General features: G+C 74.5%; 14 protein-coding genes. 7 read left to right on the forward strand and 7 right to left on the reverse strand.

Annotated features, from left to right (window positions below; genetic code table 11):
- Together K4S16_RS42540 and K4S16_RS42545 are read left to right on the forward strand one after the other, a co-directional pair.
- Positions 1–543: DUF5753 domain-containing protein (locus K4S16_RS42540; RefSeq protein ID WP_235037434.1), on the forward strand; the 543-nt coding region annotated here is incomplete at its 5' end.
- Positions 540–728 carry a DUF397 domain-containing protein gene (locus tag K4S16_RS42545; RefSeq protein ID WP_149264807.1) on the forward strand — a complete coding sequence of 63 codons (189 nt, stop codon included), beginning with the start codon at positions 540–542 and terminating at the stop codon, positions 726–728. The genes K4S16_RS42540 and K4S16_RS42545, both read left to right, overlap by 4 nt.
- A 10-nt stretch (positions 729–738) precedes the next feature.
- Here K4S16_RS42545 and K4S16_RS42550 read toward each other — a convergent pair whose 3' ends face one another.
- From K4S16_RS42550 to K4S16_RS42570, 6 genes are all read right to left on the reverse strand, one after another.
- The gene (locus K4S16_RS42550; RefSeq protein WP_149264808.1) at positions 739–2,448 is read right to left on the reverse strand and encodes an ABC transporter ATP-binding protein; all 1,710 of its coding nucleotides are present in this window, start codon (positions 2,446–2,448) and stop codon (positions 739–741) included.
- The gene (locus K4S16_RS42555) at positions 2,445–4,181 is read right to left on the reverse strand and encodes an ABC transporter ATP-binding protein (RefSeq protein WP_149264809.1); all 1,737 of its coding nucleotides are present in this window, start codon (positions 4,179–4,181) and stop codon (positions 2,445–2,447) included. The genes K4S16_RS42550 and K4S16_RS42555 overlap by 4 nt, the downstream gene beginning before the upstream one ends.
- Positions 4,182–4,327: 146 nt before the next feature.
- Complete coding sequence (locus K4S16_RS45360) at positions 4,328–4,483, reverse strand: VenA family class IV lanthipeptide (protein WP_168221299.1); 156 nt, start codon at positions 4,481–4,483, stop codon at positions 4,328–4,330.
- A gap of 5 nt (positions 4,484–4,488) precedes the next feature.
- Entirely contained in the window at positions 4,489–6,387 is a 1,899-nt protein-coding gene (locus tag K4S16_RS42560; protein WP_149264810.1) for a S9 family peptidase, read from the reverse strand.
- Complete coding sequence (gene lanL, locus K4S16_RS42565) at positions 6,384–9,239, reverse strand: class IV lanthionine synthetase LanL (protein ID WP_200842445.1); 2,856 nt, start codon at positions 9,237–9,239, stop codon at positions 6,384–6,386. Before lanL ends, K4S16_RS42560 begins: the two co-directional genes overlap by 4 nt.
- Positions 9,240–9,699: 460 nt before the next feature.
- Positions 9,700–10,830, reverse strand: a complete 1,131-nt coding sequence (locus K4S16_RS42570; RefSeq protein ID WP_149264811.1) for an ROK family transcriptional regulator — start codon at positions 10,828–10,830, stop codon at positions 9,700–9,702.
- Positions 10,831–10,979: 149 nt separating this feature from the next.
- Between K4S16_RS42570 and edd the strand changes: the two genes are divergently transcribed.
- From edd to K4S16_RS42590, 4 genes are read left to right on the forward strand one after another with little or no spacing between them, the layout of a single operon-like run.
- Positions 10,980–12,791 carry a phosphogluconate dehydratase gene (gene edd, locus K4S16_RS42575; protein ID WP_149264812.1) on the forward strand — a complete coding sequence of 604 codons (1,812 nt, stop codon included), beginning with the start codon at positions 10,980–10,982 and terminating at the stop codon, positions 12,789–12,791.
- On the forward strand, positions 12,788–13,807 hold the full coding sequence (glk, locus tag K4S16_RS42580) for a glucokinase (protein WP_149264813.1): 1,020 nt from the start codon (positions 12,788–12,790) through the stop codon (positions 13,805–13,807). The genes edd and glk overlap by 4 nt, the downstream gene beginning before the upstream one ends.
- Positions 13,804–14,430 carry a bifunctional 4-hydroxy-2-oxoglutarate aldolase/2-dehydro-3-deoxy-phosphogluconate aldolase gene (eda, locus tag K4S16_RS42585; protein WP_149264814.1) on the forward strand — a complete coding sequence of 209 codons (627 nt, stop codon included), beginning with the start codon at positions 13,804–13,806 and terminating at the stop codon, positions 14,428–14,430. The genes glk and eda overlap by 4 nt, the downstream gene beginning before the upstream one ends.
- A gap of 36 nt (positions 14,431–14,466) precedes the next feature.
- A complete protein-coding gene (locus K4S16_RS42590) occupies positions 14,467–14,856 on the forward strand; it encodes a PPOX class F420-dependent oxidoreductase (protein WP_149264815.1) in 390 nt (129 codons plus the stop codon).
- Here the strand turns inward: K4S16_RS42590 and K4S16_RS45365 are convergent.
- Complete coding sequence (locus K4S16_RS45365; RefSeq protein ID WP_200842446.1) at positions 14,837–15,007, reverse strand: hypothetical protein; 171 nt, start codon at positions 15,005–15,007, stop codon at positions 14,837–14,839. The two genes, K4S16_RS42590 and K4S16_RS45365, sit on opposite strands and share 20 nt — an antisense overlap.
- 73 nt (positions 15,008–15,080) lie before the next feature.
- Between K4S16_RS45365 and K4S16_RS42595 the strand changes: the two genes are divergently transcribed.
- The gene (locus tag K4S16_RS42595; protein WP_200842447.1) at positions 15,081–16,001 is read left to right on the forward strand and encodes a LysR family transcriptional regulator; all 921 of its coding nucleotides are present in this window, start codon (positions 15,081–15,083) and stop codon (positions 15,999–16,001) included.
- Positions 16,002–16,005 lie beyond the last annotated feature (4 nt).

Genomic DNA, 16,005 nt, shown 5'->3' on the forward strand with positions numbered 1-16,005 from the left:
AAGCAGTACATACAGTATGAATCAGGGGCCGCAGTGATCAAGGTTTATCACGGTCAATCGCTTCCGGTGCCGGTGCAGACCTACGAGTATGCGCGTTCTCTTCTGTTGGCCGGAGCGGGGGCCGAGAACATCGAGGGCGCGTTGGAGATTCGGCTCAAGCGGCAGGAGATCCTGAGCAAGGCCCAGCCGCCGCGAGTATGGATCTTGGTCGACGAGGCGGCTCTGGACCGCCTCGTCGGCGGCGTGGACGTCATGCGCGACCAACTCCGCCGATTGCTTGAGCTGGGCGAACTGCCCCACATCATCATCCGTGTCGTCCCGTTGTCCGCTGGAGCGCATCCCGGGTTCGACGGACCGTTCCAGATCCTCACCGTCGGTTCCAGGGACATCGCGTATGCGGGCGCGCAGATCGGCGGACGGCTGATCGAGGCCGGTGACGAGGTCCGCACCCTCGGGGTACGGTTCGATGAGATCGGCTCTGAGGCATTGTCTCGGTCCGATTCGAGGTCCCTGATAGAGCGGAAGCTGAAGGATCTGACTTGACGAAGTGGCGGAAGAGTTCGTACAGCGGCGGCGTCAATGATGAAGCCTGCGTTGAGTTGGCGAGATTGGGGCAGGGCGTCGGCGTACGGGATTCCAAGGACCCGAACGGTCCGCATCTCGACCTCGGCTCCCGGGCGTTTGGCGGTTTGGTCGCCCGGATTCGGCGCGGCGAACTGGATCTTTAGGGGCCTCTGGTCAGGTGTGCCAGTGGCCTACTAGTTCTGCGTAGGTCTGGCTGCGGGTCAGGAGGGTCTCGTGGGTGCCGAGGGTGGGGACGGGGCCGTCCATCAGTAGGACCTGGTGGGCTCGTTCGGCGGAGGTTATGCGGTGGGCTATGACGATCAGGGTGCCGCCGCGGGCTGCCAGGGCCTGTTCGGCGCGGGCCTCGGTCGCCGGGTCCAGGTGGCTGGTGGCCTCGTCCAGGACGATGACCGCGGCCGGGGACAGGTAGGCGCGGGCCAGGGTGATGAGTTGGCGTTCCCCCTGGGAGAGGCCGCCCCCGCCGGGTGGGATGTCGGCCTCGTATCCGCCCAGGCGCTGGACTGTGTCACCGAGGCCTACGGCGGCTACGGCTTCGTCTAGGGCTGGGGTGGAGGCCTCTGGGCTCAGGTAGGTCAGGTTTTCGCGGAGGGTGCCGGCGAAGACGTAGCTCTCCTGCGGGATCAGCGTGATCGAGGCGCGCAGGTGGGCCGGGTCCAGGCGGGGGAGGGGGACCTTGCCGAGGGTGATCCTGCCTTTCTGGGGTTCCAGGAGGCCGGTGAGCAGGTTCGCCAGGGTTGACTTGCCGGTGCCGCTGGGGCCGACCACGGCCAGGTGGGTGCCCTCGGGGACGTGCAGGGACAGGTCCTCGACCACCGGGGCGGCGTGCGGGGAGTAGGCGAAGGTCACGTGGTCGGCTTCGATGCCGGACGATTCGGCCGTCGCGGTGCCGGGGGGCGGGGCCTTGGGGACGGCGCAGACCTCGGCCAGGCGGCCCAGGACCACCGCGAGGCTGAGCAGGAGGGTGCCGCCCGCGTCGACCAGGACGGTGATGCCCGGCTGGAGTCCCGTCACGAGGTAGCCCGCGCCGCCTGCGATCTGCCCGGCGGTGAGTCCGTGGTGCGCGGTCAGGTAGGGCGACAGGACGAGCAGGGAGAGCAGGGGCAGGTGCACGCCGAGCGCGAGGACGGGGAGCCTGACCCAGCGGGTGCGGGCGTAGGCGCGCAGGGCTTCGGCCTGTGCGTCCACGACCTCGCCCACCGCGGCGGCGGCGCGGTCCTCGGCGGCGCAGGCGGTGACGTCGCGGACGCCGTGGACGACGGTCGCGGCGGCCTCCCCGATCCGTTCGGCCTGGCGGATGACCGCCCGGTACCGGCGGATCTGCATGCCGACGAACGCCGCGTACACCGCCAGGGCCAGCGCGACCGACACGCAGATGACGAGGGCCAGCGGCGGGGACAGCAGGGCCAGGCCCACGAGCGCGGCGGCGCCGGCGGACAGGAGCTGGCGGACGTTGCGCAGCGCGGTCCCCACCAGCGCCCGGACGGCCTCGGCCTGCTCGGTGACCTGGGAGACGCCCGCGCCGGCGGCGTCCGGGGCCCGGTCGGCCATCCGGCGGAGGGCCGCCGCGACGACCTCGATGACCAGGGAGTCGCGCAGCGGCTCGACGGTCGCGGCGAGCCACGGGTAGACCCGCCCGGTCGCGAACGCGCCGACCGCGTACAGGGCCGCGAGGACGGCCAGCCAGCCGAGGCCGGTCAGGGTGCGGCCCGCGAGGAACCCCTGGTCGACGGCGCGGGCGAGGAGCAGCCCGGACGCGAACATCGGCAGGGACTCCACGGCCGACCAGGCGGCGAGGCGGCGCACCGCGGGCCACTGGCCGCGCAGGTGGCGGTGCAGCAGGCGCGCGGCGGGCGGGGCCGTCATGAGGCCGTCCCGGTGGAGAAGACGGCGCGGTAGTCCGGGTCGGCCCATAGCTCCGTGTGCGGGGCGAGCGCCCGGACGCGTCCGGCGTCCAGCCAGGCGACGAGGTCGGCGCGGGCGGCGGTCGCGGGGCGGCGCGCCACCACGAGGCTGGTCCGCCCGGCGAGGATCTGCCGGAGCGCCTGGGTCACCTTCATCTCCGTCGCGGTGTCGAGGCTGCTGGTGGCGTCGTCGAGGAGGACGATCCGGGCGTCGGCGAGCGCGGCGCGGGCCAGGCCGAGCCGCTGCAGTTCGCCTCCGGACAGGGGCACGCGGTCGAGGGGCGTGTCGTATCCGTTGGGGAGGACCCGGATGAAGGCGTCGGCGACGGCGTCGCGGGCGGCGCGGTGCACCTCGGCGCGGGTCGCGGCGGGGCGGGCGTAGGCGATCGTCTCGCGCACGGTCGCGCCGAGCAGGGCGGGGCGTTCGAAGGCGTAGGCGACGGCGCGCCGCAGCTCCGCGAGCGGGACGGCGGTGACGGGGACGCCGTCGAGTTCGACGACCCCCTCGTCGGGGTCGAGGAGCCGCCCGACGGTCGACATCAGCACGCTCTTGCCCGTCCCGGACGTGCCGACCACCGCGAGCGTCGTCCCGGGCGGCACGTCGAGGTCGAGTCCGTCGAGGACGGCGCGGCCGCCGAGCCGGACGGTGACGCCGCGCAGCCGCAGCCGGCCCGGCCCGTCCGGCAGCCGCACCGGCCGTTCGGGGGGCCGCACCGCCGGGACGGCCATCAGGATCTCGTTGATCCGCCCCGCGCCGACCTGGCAGTTGAGCAGTGCGACGACCGTGTCGAACACCGACGCCGCCGCGACGGCAAGGGCCGCGTAGGACAGGGCGCCCACGAGCTGACCGGTGGTGATGTCGCCGGTGGCCAGGCGGACGCCCGCGACGCCGACCACCAGGACCTGGGTGAGCGGGGCCAGCAGCGCGAGCCGTCGGCTGACCGTGCCCTGCACGGCCCACGTCTCCCGGCCCGCCCGCCCGAGGCCGGGAAGCGGTGCGAGGATGCGGCGGGCCTCGGCGGCGGCGGTGCCGCTCGCCCGGATCGTCCGAATCCCCTGCCGGGCGTCGAGCAGCCGCGTCGCGATCGCCGCCTGGCAGGCCTGGTAGCGGGCGAACGGCTCGGTGGCCCGGACGACGAACACCCGCAGCGCGACCAGCAGCGGCGGCACCCCGGCCGCGAACGCGGCGGCGAGCCACCAGTCGATCAGGGCCAGGCCGGCCAGCGCGCCGGCGGTGGTGGCCAGCGCGGCGGCGGCCGACAGCAGCAGGACGGGGAACGCCGCCGGACCCGACGCGGACTCGGTGAGCCGGGACAGCACGTCCCCCGCGGGGAAGCGCCGGCGCCCCTCCGGTCCGAGGGCCAGCACGTGCCGCAGCAGCCGGTGCCGGAGCCAGGCGGTGACGTCGCTGCCGCAGTAGGAGCCGAGCACGTCCTCGCCGGTGGTGGCGACCGCCGCCGCGGCCAGGACGAGCGCGAGCCACGCCGCGGAGGCGCCGACGTCCTGCTGGGCGCGGGCGGCGTCGACCGCCCGGGCGAGCATGACGGGCGTCGCCAGCGTCGCGGCGACGCGGACGATGGCGAGGAGGACCAGCACGCCCATCGCCGCCCGGAAGCGGGCCATCGCCGTGCGCAGGAGCCGCCGGCCTCCGGCGCGCAGTGCCGCGGAGTCGCCCGATGTGCCGGTGAGGGCCACGCGCCACGACTCCGTTCGCTTCCGGGGGATGTCTTCTACACTCGTAAGTGGGTCCGGTCACGGACCGGCTCGTGGCCGGTCCGTGACCGGGGTTCTGCGGGCCGGGGTTCATTCAGGGGTCCCGGGTTCCGCATGGGCTGCGCTGATCAGGCGCAGGAGATGCCGATGCAGATCGTGTTGAGCAGCGTCAGCAGGCCGACACACGCGCAGGTGCCGCCGAGCTGGATGCCGTCGATCTCCACGGGGTCGGTCTCGGGCAGCTCCTGCAGAGCGGCCACGAGGTCGCCGTCGAACGTGTTCATGCGTTTCACCTCCCTTCCTTGTCGAGGGCCAAGGCCCGCCCCGCCGTGAGGCAGAAGCGGACCACCGCTTCACGCAGGACCGGGGACCAGGCCTGGACGACCTCGTGGTGGTCGCCGGCGGTCTCCAGGTAGTCGAAGTCGACTCCTTCGGTCCTGCCGAGTTCGAGGAGGCGGCGGCGCAGCGCCCTGGACTGCTCGACCGGGACGGCCTCGTCCCGGACGCCGTGCGCCACCAGCAGCGGCGCCGTCAGCGCATCGCACGCCCGCAGGACGTCGCGCCCGGCGTCCTGCTCGTCGTGGGCGTCGAGGCGGCTGAGCCGCGACACGCGATCCCTGACCGCTCCGTTGGCGGTGCGGTGCAGGCCGGCCGCCGAGGTGAACGGCGCGAGCGCGACGCAACCCGACCACAGGTCCGGCCGGCGGCAGGCCGCGAGCAGGGCCAGGAAGGCGCCGTAGCTGCCGCCGAGCACGACGGGGCGCGGCAGCGCGGTGCCGCGGCCCTCCGCGAGCGCGTCCGCGACGTGGACGACGTCGTCGAGGTCGGGGCCGCCCCAGTCGCCGATGACCGGCCGCAGGTGCGCGTCGCCGTAGCCGGTGCTGCCCCGGTAGTTGGGGGCCACGACGGCGGCGCCCGCGGCGGCCAGGTACTGGAAGAGCGGCTCGAACTCGTACCGCCACGCCGACAGCGGTCCGCCGTGCAGGGCCAGCACCAGCCGGGGCCGCGTGCGCCAGCCGGGGCCGCCGTAGACGATCGCCTCGATGGGCCCCGCCGGTCCGGAGAGTTCGACGAGTTCCGCGCCCCGCCAGGCCGCCGCGCCGTCGGAGGGATGCGCGGCCAGGTCCCAGCCGGAGGGCGCGGGACGCCGCACCGTCGCGAGGGTCGGCGGCTGGTGCGGGGCCGAGAACCGGACGTGGACACGGCCGTCGCCGCCCCAGTGCGCGGGCGGCCAGAGCATGCCCGGCGGGCCGGGGACCGGGGTGATCCGGTCGTCCCCGGTGGCGTAGACGGCGAGGCGCGCGGCGGCGCCGGCGATCTCCCGGACGAGCAGCCGCTCGCCGGAGGCGTCGAAGGCCAGCGGGGTCCGGTACGCGGCCGACCGGTTGAGGTTCTCGGGGAACCGGACGGGGCCGCCGCCGGGCAGGCGCAGCCCGATCTGCGGCGCGCCCCGCTGCTGGGCGCCCGGCGTGGTGGTGGTCACCGCGAGGGCGCCAGAGCGCGGGCTGTAGGCCGCGATCCGGTCGCCGGTGGTGTCCGACACCGACCAGAAGCGCTGCCAGGTGCGTTCGCGCAGGTCGACCAGGATCCCCTCGGTCCGGTGCCCGGCGCCGTCGTGGTCGAGGGCGAGGGTGCGGCCCTCGTCGGCCCAGACGCCGCCCGACAGCACGCCGGGGATCCGCAGCACCGGCTCCAGGACGGGGGACGAGGGCGACACCCGCCAGATGCGCGAGTGCCGTTCGTCCTCGACGGCCACGAGCAGCGCGGTCTGCGCCTGCCCCGGAGAGGCCAGCAGGAACCCGGCGAGCATCTCCGGCACCGGCCACGACCGGACGGGCCTCAGCCCGGCGGAGGTCGGCTCGGCGAGGACGAGGGTCCCGTGGCCGGCGGGTTCGCCGTGGTCGCCGACGGCGGGCCGCACGACCAGCACGCGGCCGTCGTTCAGCGGCAGCGCCCCGCAGCGGCGGTCGATGATCCCGCCGCCCGGGCCGGCCCCGTCCGGGAGGGCGGCGTCGTCGAGCGTCCGCAGGGACGGCCCCGGGTTGACGGCGGGCCACGTGAGGTCCCAGCGCTCCAGGACGACGCTGTCCTGCGCGGACCGCAGGCAGGTGGCCCAGCGGCCGTCGGCCGAGAAGGCGAAGCCGAACCGGCTCGGCACGGGCGGAAGGTCCGGCAGGGCCGCGGTCATGAGGCCCGCCCGGCGGTCGTCGGCTCGGGGGCCGCGGATCCGGCGGCCTCGTCGGCCGTCCACTGGCGCGGCGTGCCGTGCTGGAGGCGCACCAGGAAGCCGAGGACGCCGCTGAGTCCGTCCCCCCAGGTGATCGAGACGTTGCCCTGCTCGTCGGGGAACACCGTCCGCCCGCCGCGATGCGCCCGGTTGGCCAGGACCATGCGGGCGAGCCGCCACGCGTCCTCCCGGAAGCGCTCGTCGCCGGTGAGGGCGGCCAGGTCGAGCAGGAAGTCGCCGTTGCCCGACAGGCCGTGGCACTGCCCGAGCGTCGCGCGCCAGCGGTTGTCCATCACCGCGCGCGCGGCCAGTTCGGCGGCCCGGCGGAAGCGCCGCTCCCCGGTGGCCTGGCCGAGGCGGCCGAGGAAGCCGCCGATGCCGGCCGAGCCGTGGCACCAGTACGGCGCGGTGGCGATGTCCCCCGAGTTCGCCGGCCACATCGCCGACCGCCCTGTGTCGATCATGGTGTCGAGCAGCGTCTCCCCGACGCCGGCCGCGAGCGCCCGGTGGGCGTCGCCGCCGACCGATTCGGCGCAGGCGAGCAGGAAGGCGCCGACGCCCGCGACGCCGTGCGCGAATCCGTAGTAGCGCCGTCCGGCGAGCTTGGACTCGATCTCGGCGGGCGTGCTCCAGTCGAGCCCGCCGTCCCGCTCCTCGGCGGTCGCGGCGAGGGCGTCGGCGGCCGCGACCGCCCGCTCGGCGAACCTCGCCCGCCCCGTCCGGGCCCACATGTGCAGGGCCGCGAAGCCGAGGCCGGCCGTCCCGTGCGTCACGTCCGGGCTGGGGACCGCCTCCGGCAGCCGCTCCGCGACGGCGAGCGCCCCGTCGACCAGCTCGCCGTCGTCCAGGGCCAGGCCGGCGTCCAGCACCGCCCACGCGGCGCCCGCCGTGCCGAAGTACAGCCCGGGGGGCCGGTCGCCGTCCCTGTCCAGCCGCCGCAGGACCCAGTGGCCCGCGTCGCTGATCGCCTCGGCCAGGCGCGGGTCGGCGCCGACCTCGTAGCACTGGGTCAGCGCGCCCAGCGCTCCCGCGGCGCCGTGCTGGAGGCTGCAGGGGTCGGGGGCGCCGTGGACGCACGAGGCGGGCCACAGCGTCTCGGCCGACTCCGGGGTCATGGTGGCGATGAGCTGGTCGACGATCCCGGCGATGGAGAGCCTGCACTGCCCCTGCAGCGACGGGGTGCGGACGGTGCGCGGCGCGCCGCCGCGCCGGCCCGCCGGAACGCCGCCGGCCTCGCGGCCTCCGCCTTCGCGCTCCGGGGCCATCCTGGCCAGCTCCTCCCGCGCCCTCGGCGGCCCCCAGCGGTGGCCGGGCCGGTCGGCCATCAGGCCGAGCAGGAGCGGGACGAGCCCGTCGGGCAGGTCGAGGTCCAGGGTGCGGGCGGCCAGCCATTCCGCCAGGCGCTCGTTCAGGGACCTGGCCGGGGGGCTCTCCTCCAGGAGGTAGGGGGGTCCGCCGGTGAGGACGTGGCAGAGCGTCGCGCCCAGGGCGAAGTAGTCGGCCGACCGGGCCGGCGCGGCGCCGTCCATCTGCTCCGGCGCGCTGTAGCCGGGGGTGCCCACCCGCATCCCTTCGCGCTCGGTGTCGTCCCGGGTGAGGGCCAGCTCCAGGTCGATCATCACCGGGGCGCCGCCGGGGCGCACGATGATGTTGCTCGGGTTGAAGTCGCGCACGATGAGCCCGGCGCGGTGCGCGTTCGCCATCAGCTCGGCCAGGCGCCGGCCCATCTCCAGGGCCGGGGTGAGGTGGGGGCCCCAACCCGCGTCGCCGATCACGTCCGCGATCCACTGCCGCAGCGAGATGCCCGGGATCATCTCCTGCGCCAGGAAGAGGTGGCCGCTCTGGGTGAAGAGCTCGACCGGGCGCGGCGCGAAGCCCAGGGTCTCGACCGCCCTGAGCACGCGGTCCTCCGTCCGCAGCCGGTCGCGGGTGTCCCTGCCCTTCGCGTCGACGTCCACGTGCGGGCGCGCCTCCTTGATGACGACCGCCTCGCCGGTCTCGTTGTCCGTCGCCCGGTACACGCCGCCCTTGTTGGTGTGGCGGATCGCCTCGTGGACGGTGAACCGCGATCCGATCAGAACGCCTTTCCCCTTCTCCGTGCCATTCTTGATGGCTGTGCTATTTCGGCTGTTTTCGGTCCCGCCGGTCGCGTCCGCGCCGTTCTCGCTCTGCGTCGGCGGAACGTCCTGGGGGAATGGGCAGACGGCCCATGGAGGCGGCGCGTAGGTGGCGCCGCGGCGGTCTTCCACGGGATTGCCGTCGGGGTCGAGAATGACCCAGGCGTAGAACCCGTCGTTGGTGATCCGCCGCACCTCGACGAAGGCTCCGTAGCGGTAGTGGACGAGGCTCCCCGGCCCGTAGGGGCGGTCGGAGAGGATGCGCGGGCCGGGCAGGCCGGCGGTCGCCACGTGCAGTTCCGCCGCGAGCCGGACGGCCTCGTCGTCGTCCACCGGGTAGACGGTGATGAACTTTCCGGAATGGCCGCGCGAGGTGTTGCGGGCGTTCAAGGCGGCGACCAGGTCGCGGGTGGCGGCGAACTTGAAGAGGGAGCGGCCCGCCAGCAGCACCGGCAGCGAGCGGGCGAGCACCTGCTCGGCCGACGCCGGCGTGGCGGAGACGTGCAGCTTCCAGCCCTGCTGGGGGCACTCGGCGTTCCGCGGGCGCACCTGGGCCCACATGCCGCTGCGCACCGTCGTCCACCGGACCGGGCCGGCCGCGGCGGCGAGCGCCCGGTCGAGGACGTCGAGCAGGCGGGTGTCGCCGTCGTCCGCGGCGGACGCCCCTGACAGGACACTGAAATGGAAGTCCGCCATCTCCGCTCGTCCTCTCTTTCCGCTCGACCGTCCAGGTCGCCGGCGCTTGCTATGGAACGTGTCGGCTTTTGTGATCAAAAGCCGGGAAAAGCAATGGGATGTAACTTTCGTCGAGCAGGGACACGGTAACCACGAATCATCCGGAAACGCTAGAGCACGAGTTCTGTCCGGCATCCACTTGATCGGTAGAAAAGACTTACCTGATGGGAAATATGTCATGTGACGCGTGTGCAGAGAGTGACGATCTTTTCCGGCGTTGTTCCCGCAATGGGGGGAAATGTCGAGTTTGCCATCACCCGGAATCGATGATCGCCTTTTCGTGCCGGGTTGCGGTCCGGTTTCCGGACACCTCATGGCCGATGACTGCCACACCGGCCGCTGGCGACGCGCCGTGCGGTTGTGCTAACGCCCCGTCGCGCACGAAAAGGGCGGCCGCGCTCTCGCCTGCGGTTCCCGCCTCTCAGGCGCCGGCGGCGGCCGCGTCCACGGCGCCGGGGGAGAGGATGTTGTCCAGCACCATGGCGGCGCAGCCGGCCAGGCCCGCGCCCTCGCCCAGGCGGCTCGGCTCGATCCGCAGGTCCCGGGTCGCCAGCGCCGTGGAGCGCCGGTAGACGATCTCTCGCAGGCCGGCGATCAGCGGCTCGTCGGCGCCCGCGAGGTCGCCGCCGAGGACGACGACCGCGGGGTTGAGCAGGTTGACGGCGGTGGCCACGACCTCGCCGATGCGGCGGCCGGCGTCGCGCAGCAGGGCGACGGTCGCGGGGTCGCCGGCCCGGGCGAGGGCCGCCAGGGCGGGCAGGTCGTCGGCGGGGGAGCGGGCCAGCAGGGCGGTCCCGCCGGCGACGGCCTCGACGCAGTTCACGTTGCCGCAGCGGCAGGGCGCCTCGCCGGGGAACGGGACGGGGACGTGCCCGATCTCCCCGGCCGCGCCGAGCGCGCCGCGCTGGATACGGCCGCCCGCGATGATGCCCGCGCCGATCCCGGTCGAGACCTTGACGAACAGCAGGTCGCCGACGCCCGGATGGGCCTGGTGCTCGCCGAGGGCGGCGGCGTTGACCTCGTTGTCGAGGTAGGCGGGGACGCCGAAGCGCTCGGCGACCGGCGCGCCGATCTCGACCGCGTCCCAGCGCCCGGCGACGTGCTCGACGGCGTCGGGCACGCCGAGGCCGACGCCGCGGACGGTCGACGGGTCGGTGCCGGACGCGTCGAGGAGCGACGCCCACTGGTCGAACAGGCGCGGAAGCGTCTTGCCCGGGGTCGTCTCCGCCGGGGGCCCGTCGGCGCGGGCCAGGACCGTGCCGGCGAGGTCGCACACGGCGAGCTGGCCGCGGGACTGGCCGAGGTTCGCGACGAGGACGGCGCCGCCCGCGGCGTTGAACTCCAGCCGGGCCGGGGGGCGCCCGCCGGTGGACGGCCCGTCGGCGCGCTCGACGACCAGCCCGCGCGAGATCAGCGCCGCGACGCGGGACGCCACGGCGGGACGGGACAGCCCGGTGAGGCGGCCCAGCTCGGCGCGGGTGGCGACGCCGTCCTCGCGGATCAGGCGCAGCATGTCGCCGCCGGTGGCCGGACGGGTGACGGGGCGGGGCATCCGGTCAGTCAAGCAGTCAGGGCTTCGGTACGTCCAGTTGGGAGAACTTCCAGACTTTTGTCATTCAAAGTTCATAAGTCCTGTTGAACGGGTGACCTATGTCTCGCTACCTTGGTGATCCAGCGATCCCCCTGGGCTTGGAGCTTCTGATGGCTGTGCATCCCGTGCTGGCGGCAGTGACCCGGCGCGTCGTCGAGCGGAGCGCCGGATCCCGCGGCGCCTACCTGGACCGGATCCGGGCCGCCCGGTCGGAGGGCCCGGTGCGCGGCGGGATGGGGTGCGCGAACCTCGCGCACGGCTTCGCGGCCTGCGGCGTCCAGGACAAGCTGTGGCTGCGCGGCGACGTGACGCCCAACATCGCGATCGTGTCGGCGTACAACGACATGCTGTCCGCGCACCAGCCGCTCCAGGACTACCCGGACGTCCTGAAGGCGGCGATCCGCGCGGGGGGCGGGACGGCGCAGTTCGCCGGGGGCGTCCCCGCCATGTGCGACGGCATCACCCAGGGCCGCGCCGGCATGGAGCTGTCGCTGTTCAGCCGGGACGTGGTGGCGATGGCGACGGCCGTGGCGCTGTCGCACGACATGTTCGACGGCGCGCTGCTGCTCGGCGTCTGCGACAAGATCGTCCCGGGGCTGGTGATCGGGGCGCTGTCGTTCGGGCACCTGCCGGTGCTCCTGGTACCCGCCGGGCCGATGGCGTCGGGGCTGCCGAACGGCGAGAAGGCGAAGGTCCGCAAGCGGTTCGCGGCGGGGGAGATCGGCCGCGAGCAGCTGCTCGCCGCCGAGGCCGCGTCCTACCACTCGCCCGGCACCTGCACCTTCTACGGGACGGCCAACTCCAACCAGCTGCTCATGGAGGTCATGGGGCTGCACCTGCCGGGGGCCAGCTTCGTCCCGCCCGGGACGAAGCTGCGCGAGGCCCTGACCGAGGCGGCCGGCAGGCGCGTCCTCAAGCTCACGGACCTCGGCGACGGCTACACCCCGATCGGGGAGCTGCTCGACGAGCGCGCGTTCGTCAACGGGGTCGTGGCGCTGCTCGCGACCGGCGGCTCCACCAACCACACGCTGCACCTGGTGGCGATGGCCGCCGCGGCGGGCATCGAGCTGACCTGGGACGACTTCGACGAGCTGTCCAAGGTCACGCCGCTGCTCACCCGCCTCTACCCCAACGGGACCGCCGACGTGAACCACTTCCACGCGGCGGGCGGCACCGCGTTCCTCATCGGCGAGCTGATCGACGCGGGGCTCCTGCACGAGGACGCGAGGACGGTCGGGGGCGACACCCTCGCGGCGTACCGGAACGTTCCCGAGCTCGTCGGCGGCAAGGTCGAATGGCGCGCGGCGGTCGGAGAGTCCGGCGACACCGAGGTGCTGCGCCCGGTCGCCGAGCCGTTCGACTCGCACGGCGGCCTGCACACGGTGCGCGGCAACCTGGGGCGGGCGGTCGTCAAGGTGTCGGCGGTCCGGCCGGAGCACCGCGCCATCGAGGCCCCCGCCCGCGTGTTCGACTCGCAGGAGGCCCTCCAGGAGGCGTTCGCCGCCGGCGAGCTGGACCGGGACGTGGTGGCGGTCGTCCGCAACCAGGGCCCGCGCGCCAACGGGATGCCGGAACTGCACCGGCTCACCCCGCCGCTGTCGGTGCTCCAGGACCGTGGGCACCGCGTCGCGCTGGTGACGGACGGTCGCATGTCGGGCGCCTCAGGGGCGGTGCCCGCCGCGATCCACGTGTCGCCGGAGGCCGCGGCGGGCGGGCCGCTCGCCCGCGTCCGCGACGGCGACGTCGTCCGGCTCGACGCGGACGCCGGGGTGCTGGAGGTCCTCGTCCCCGACGAGGAGTTCGCCGTCCGCGAGGCCGCCGCGCCGCCGCCCGACCAGACCTACGGCACGGGACGGGAACTGTTCCAGGTGTTCCGCCATGCCGTGGGCCCGGCCGAGCGCGGGGCCGGGGTGCTCTCATGACGAGCGGAGCGAAGCGGGGGGTGTGGGGGGTCGTCCCCCCACAGGAAACACAGCCTGGAGTCTGGCTGGTCGCGGATGTTGGCGGGACGAACGCGCGGTTCGCGCTGGTAGACGGTCCGGACGGCGTCCCGTCCGAGGTCAGGTCGCTGCCGACCCGCGACCATCCGGGCCTGGCGGAGGCCGCGGCCGCCTACCTCGACATGGTCGGCGTGCGTCCTGCGGCCGCGTGCCTGGCGGTGGCGGGGCCCGTCACGAACGGCACCTTCCACCTCACCAACGCGGGCTGGCCCAAGGGCAGCCCGGAGGCGGTGCGCGCCCACCTCGGCATGGCGCACCTGGAGGTCATCAACGACTTCGAGGCGCTCGCCCTGGCCCTGCCCCGCCTCGGCGAGGACGACCTGGTCCCCGTCGGGGCGGGAACCGCGGACACCGGCGCGCCGCTGGCCGTGGTCGGGCCGGGCACGGGCCTCGGCGTCGCCGGGCTCGTTCCGACGCCGTCGGGCTGGGTGCCGCTGCCGGGTGAGGGCGGCCAGGTCGACGTCCCGGCCGCCACCGACCGGGAGACGGCGGCGGCGCGGCTGCTGCGCGCCGAGAAGGGCTCGGCCACCGCGGAGTTCCTGCTGTCGGGGGCGGGTCTCGCCCGCCTCCGCCGCTACCTCGCCGCGATCGACGGCGCGCCGGCGCGCGACCTGACCCCGCGGCAGATCAGCGAGGACCTGGACGACCCGCTGAACCGCGAGGCCGTGGAGATGTTCTGCGCGCTGCTGGGGTCGCTCGCGGGCAACGTCGCCCTCACGCTCGGCGCCCGGGGCGGCGTCTTCCTCGGCGGGGGCATCCTGCCGCGGATCGTGGACGTGCTGCAGGGCAGCGCGTTCCGTGCCCGTTTCGAGGGGAAGCCCCCCGTCGAGGACTACATGCGCGCCATCCCGACCTCGCTCATCGTCCATCCCGGCCCGGCCCTGGTCGGCGCCGCCGTCCGGCTCGCGCAGAGCCTGCCCCACCTGGAGCCCGCATGATCGCTGAAGACCTGTTCGACCTCGCGCCCGTCATCCCCGTCGTGGTGCTGGACGACGAGGAGGCCGCCGTCCCGCTGGCCCGCGCCCTGGTCGAGGGCGGCCTCCCGGTGATCGAGGTGACGCTGCGCACGCCGTCCGCGCTGGCGGCGATCACGCGGATCGCCGCCGAGGTCCCGGACGCGGTGGTGGGGGCGGGGACGGTCGTCCGCCCCGAGGACGCCGAGCGCTCGGCCGCCGCCGGGGCGCGGTTCCTGGTCAGCCCCGGCTGCACGCCCCGCCTCCAGGCGGCGATGGTCGCGACCGGGCTGCCGTTCCTGCCGGGCGTCGCGACCGCCTCCGAGGCGATCGCGCTGCTGGAGGGCGGGATCACGGCGATGAAGTTCTTCCCGGCCGAGGCGGCGGGCGGCGCCGCCTACCTGAAGGCGCTCGGCGGGCCGCTGCCGCAGATCCGGTTCTGCCCCACGGGCGGGGTCGGCCTGCGGAACGCGGCCGACTACCTCGCGCTCGGGAACGTCGGATGCGTCGGCGGCTCCTGGCTCACCCCCGCGGACGCCATCCGCGACGGCGACTGGGACCGCGTCCGCAAGCTCGCCTCCGAGGCGGCGGCCCTCCGCTCGCGGTGATGTCACATCGGGCGCCGGGCCTCACGTCTCCCGGGTATGGACACGAAATCGACGCTTGAGACTCTGAGGAAGCAGCGCACCGTCCTGCTGACGAGCTACCGCAGGGACGGGACGCCGGTCGGGACGCCTGTGAGCGTCGTCGTCCGCGGCGACCGCGCCTACTTCCGCACCTACGACAAGGCGTTCAAGGCGAAGCGGCTGGCGCGCAACCCGGAGGTGGAGATCGCGCCGAGCACCCTCCGGGGCGAGGCCACCGGCCCGGCGGCGCACGGCCGCGTCCGCCTGCTCACCGAGGAGGAGGCGCGGCCGATCCGCAGGCTGCTGGCCCGCAAGCACCCCCTCCTGCAGGGCCTCGCGGTGCCGCTGGCCCACAGGCTGAAGCGGTACCGGACGCTCCACTACGAACTCACGCTCGACGAGGGCTGACCGCGCGGTGCGGGCACGGCCCGGCGGCGAGCCCCTGGCCGCCGCCGGTGGGGACGAGGTCCATCCGCAGCCGCCCGCAGGCGCAGCGCGTCCACGTGACGACGCCGTCGCTGGTGATGTGCCGGGACACGAGAGTGGTGTGTTCGCTCATGCCAGCAGTCTGCGACCGTTCCAACGTTGCCGTCTATTTCAGATTTCCTTAGGGAATCGTGCAAGATGGTTGTATGATCGACCTGCGCAGGCTGCACATGCTGAGGCTCGTCCACCAGTACGGGACGGTCACGTCCGCGGCGGAGGCGATGCACCTGACGCCGTCGGCGGTCTCCCACCACCTCCGCGAGCTGGCGCGGGAGCTGAGGGTCCCGCTGCTGGAGCCGCAGGGCCGCAAGGTGCGGCTCACGCCGGCCGCGCACCTGCTGATCGGGCACGCCGACGGCCTCCTCGCCCGGTGGGAGGAGGCCCTCGCCGACCTGGCGTCGCACCGCGCCGGTGAGGTCGGGCCGCTGCGGATGTGCGGGTTCACCACGGCGGTCTCCGGGCTCGTCGCGCCCGCCGCCGGCGCCCTGCTGCGGGAGGACCCGGATCTCACGATCGAGGTCCGCGAGTGCGACACCGACGAGGCCGTCGGGCTGCTCGCCGCGGGGGAGACCGACATCGCGGTGATCGAGCCGACGCCCGGCGCGCCGCCGCCCGGCGATCCGCGCTTCGACCGGGAACCGCTCCTGGAGGAGGCGCTCGACCTCATCGTCCCGGCGGGGCACCCGCTCGCGCTCCGCGACGGCGTCCGGCTGGAGGACGCGGCGGGCGAGCCGTGGATCAGCGTCCACGGCTGCGTCCACCACCAGCAGGTCATGGCCTACTGCGCCGCGGCCGGGTTCACTCCGCGGATCGCGCACAACGCGACGACCTGGTCGGTCATCTGGGCGCTGGTCGCCAACGGGCTGGGGGTGTCCCTCGTGCCGCGGCTGGCCGGCGATCCGGCGGGCTCGCAGGTCGTGCGGGTGCCGCTGGCCGGGGACGGCGTCCCGAAGCGCCGCGTGCTGACCTGCGTGCGCCGCGGCAGCCGCTCCCACCCGCTGATCGCGCGCGCCCTGCACGCCCTCCACGAAGCCGTCCCCGCCCCCTGCGCCCTGGCAGCCGCCTGACCCC

It is taken from the genome of Actinomadura sp. K4S16, assembly GCF_008327685.1.
GTDB lineage: Bacteria > Actinomycetota > Actinomycetes > Streptosporangiales > Streptosporangiaceae > Spirillospora.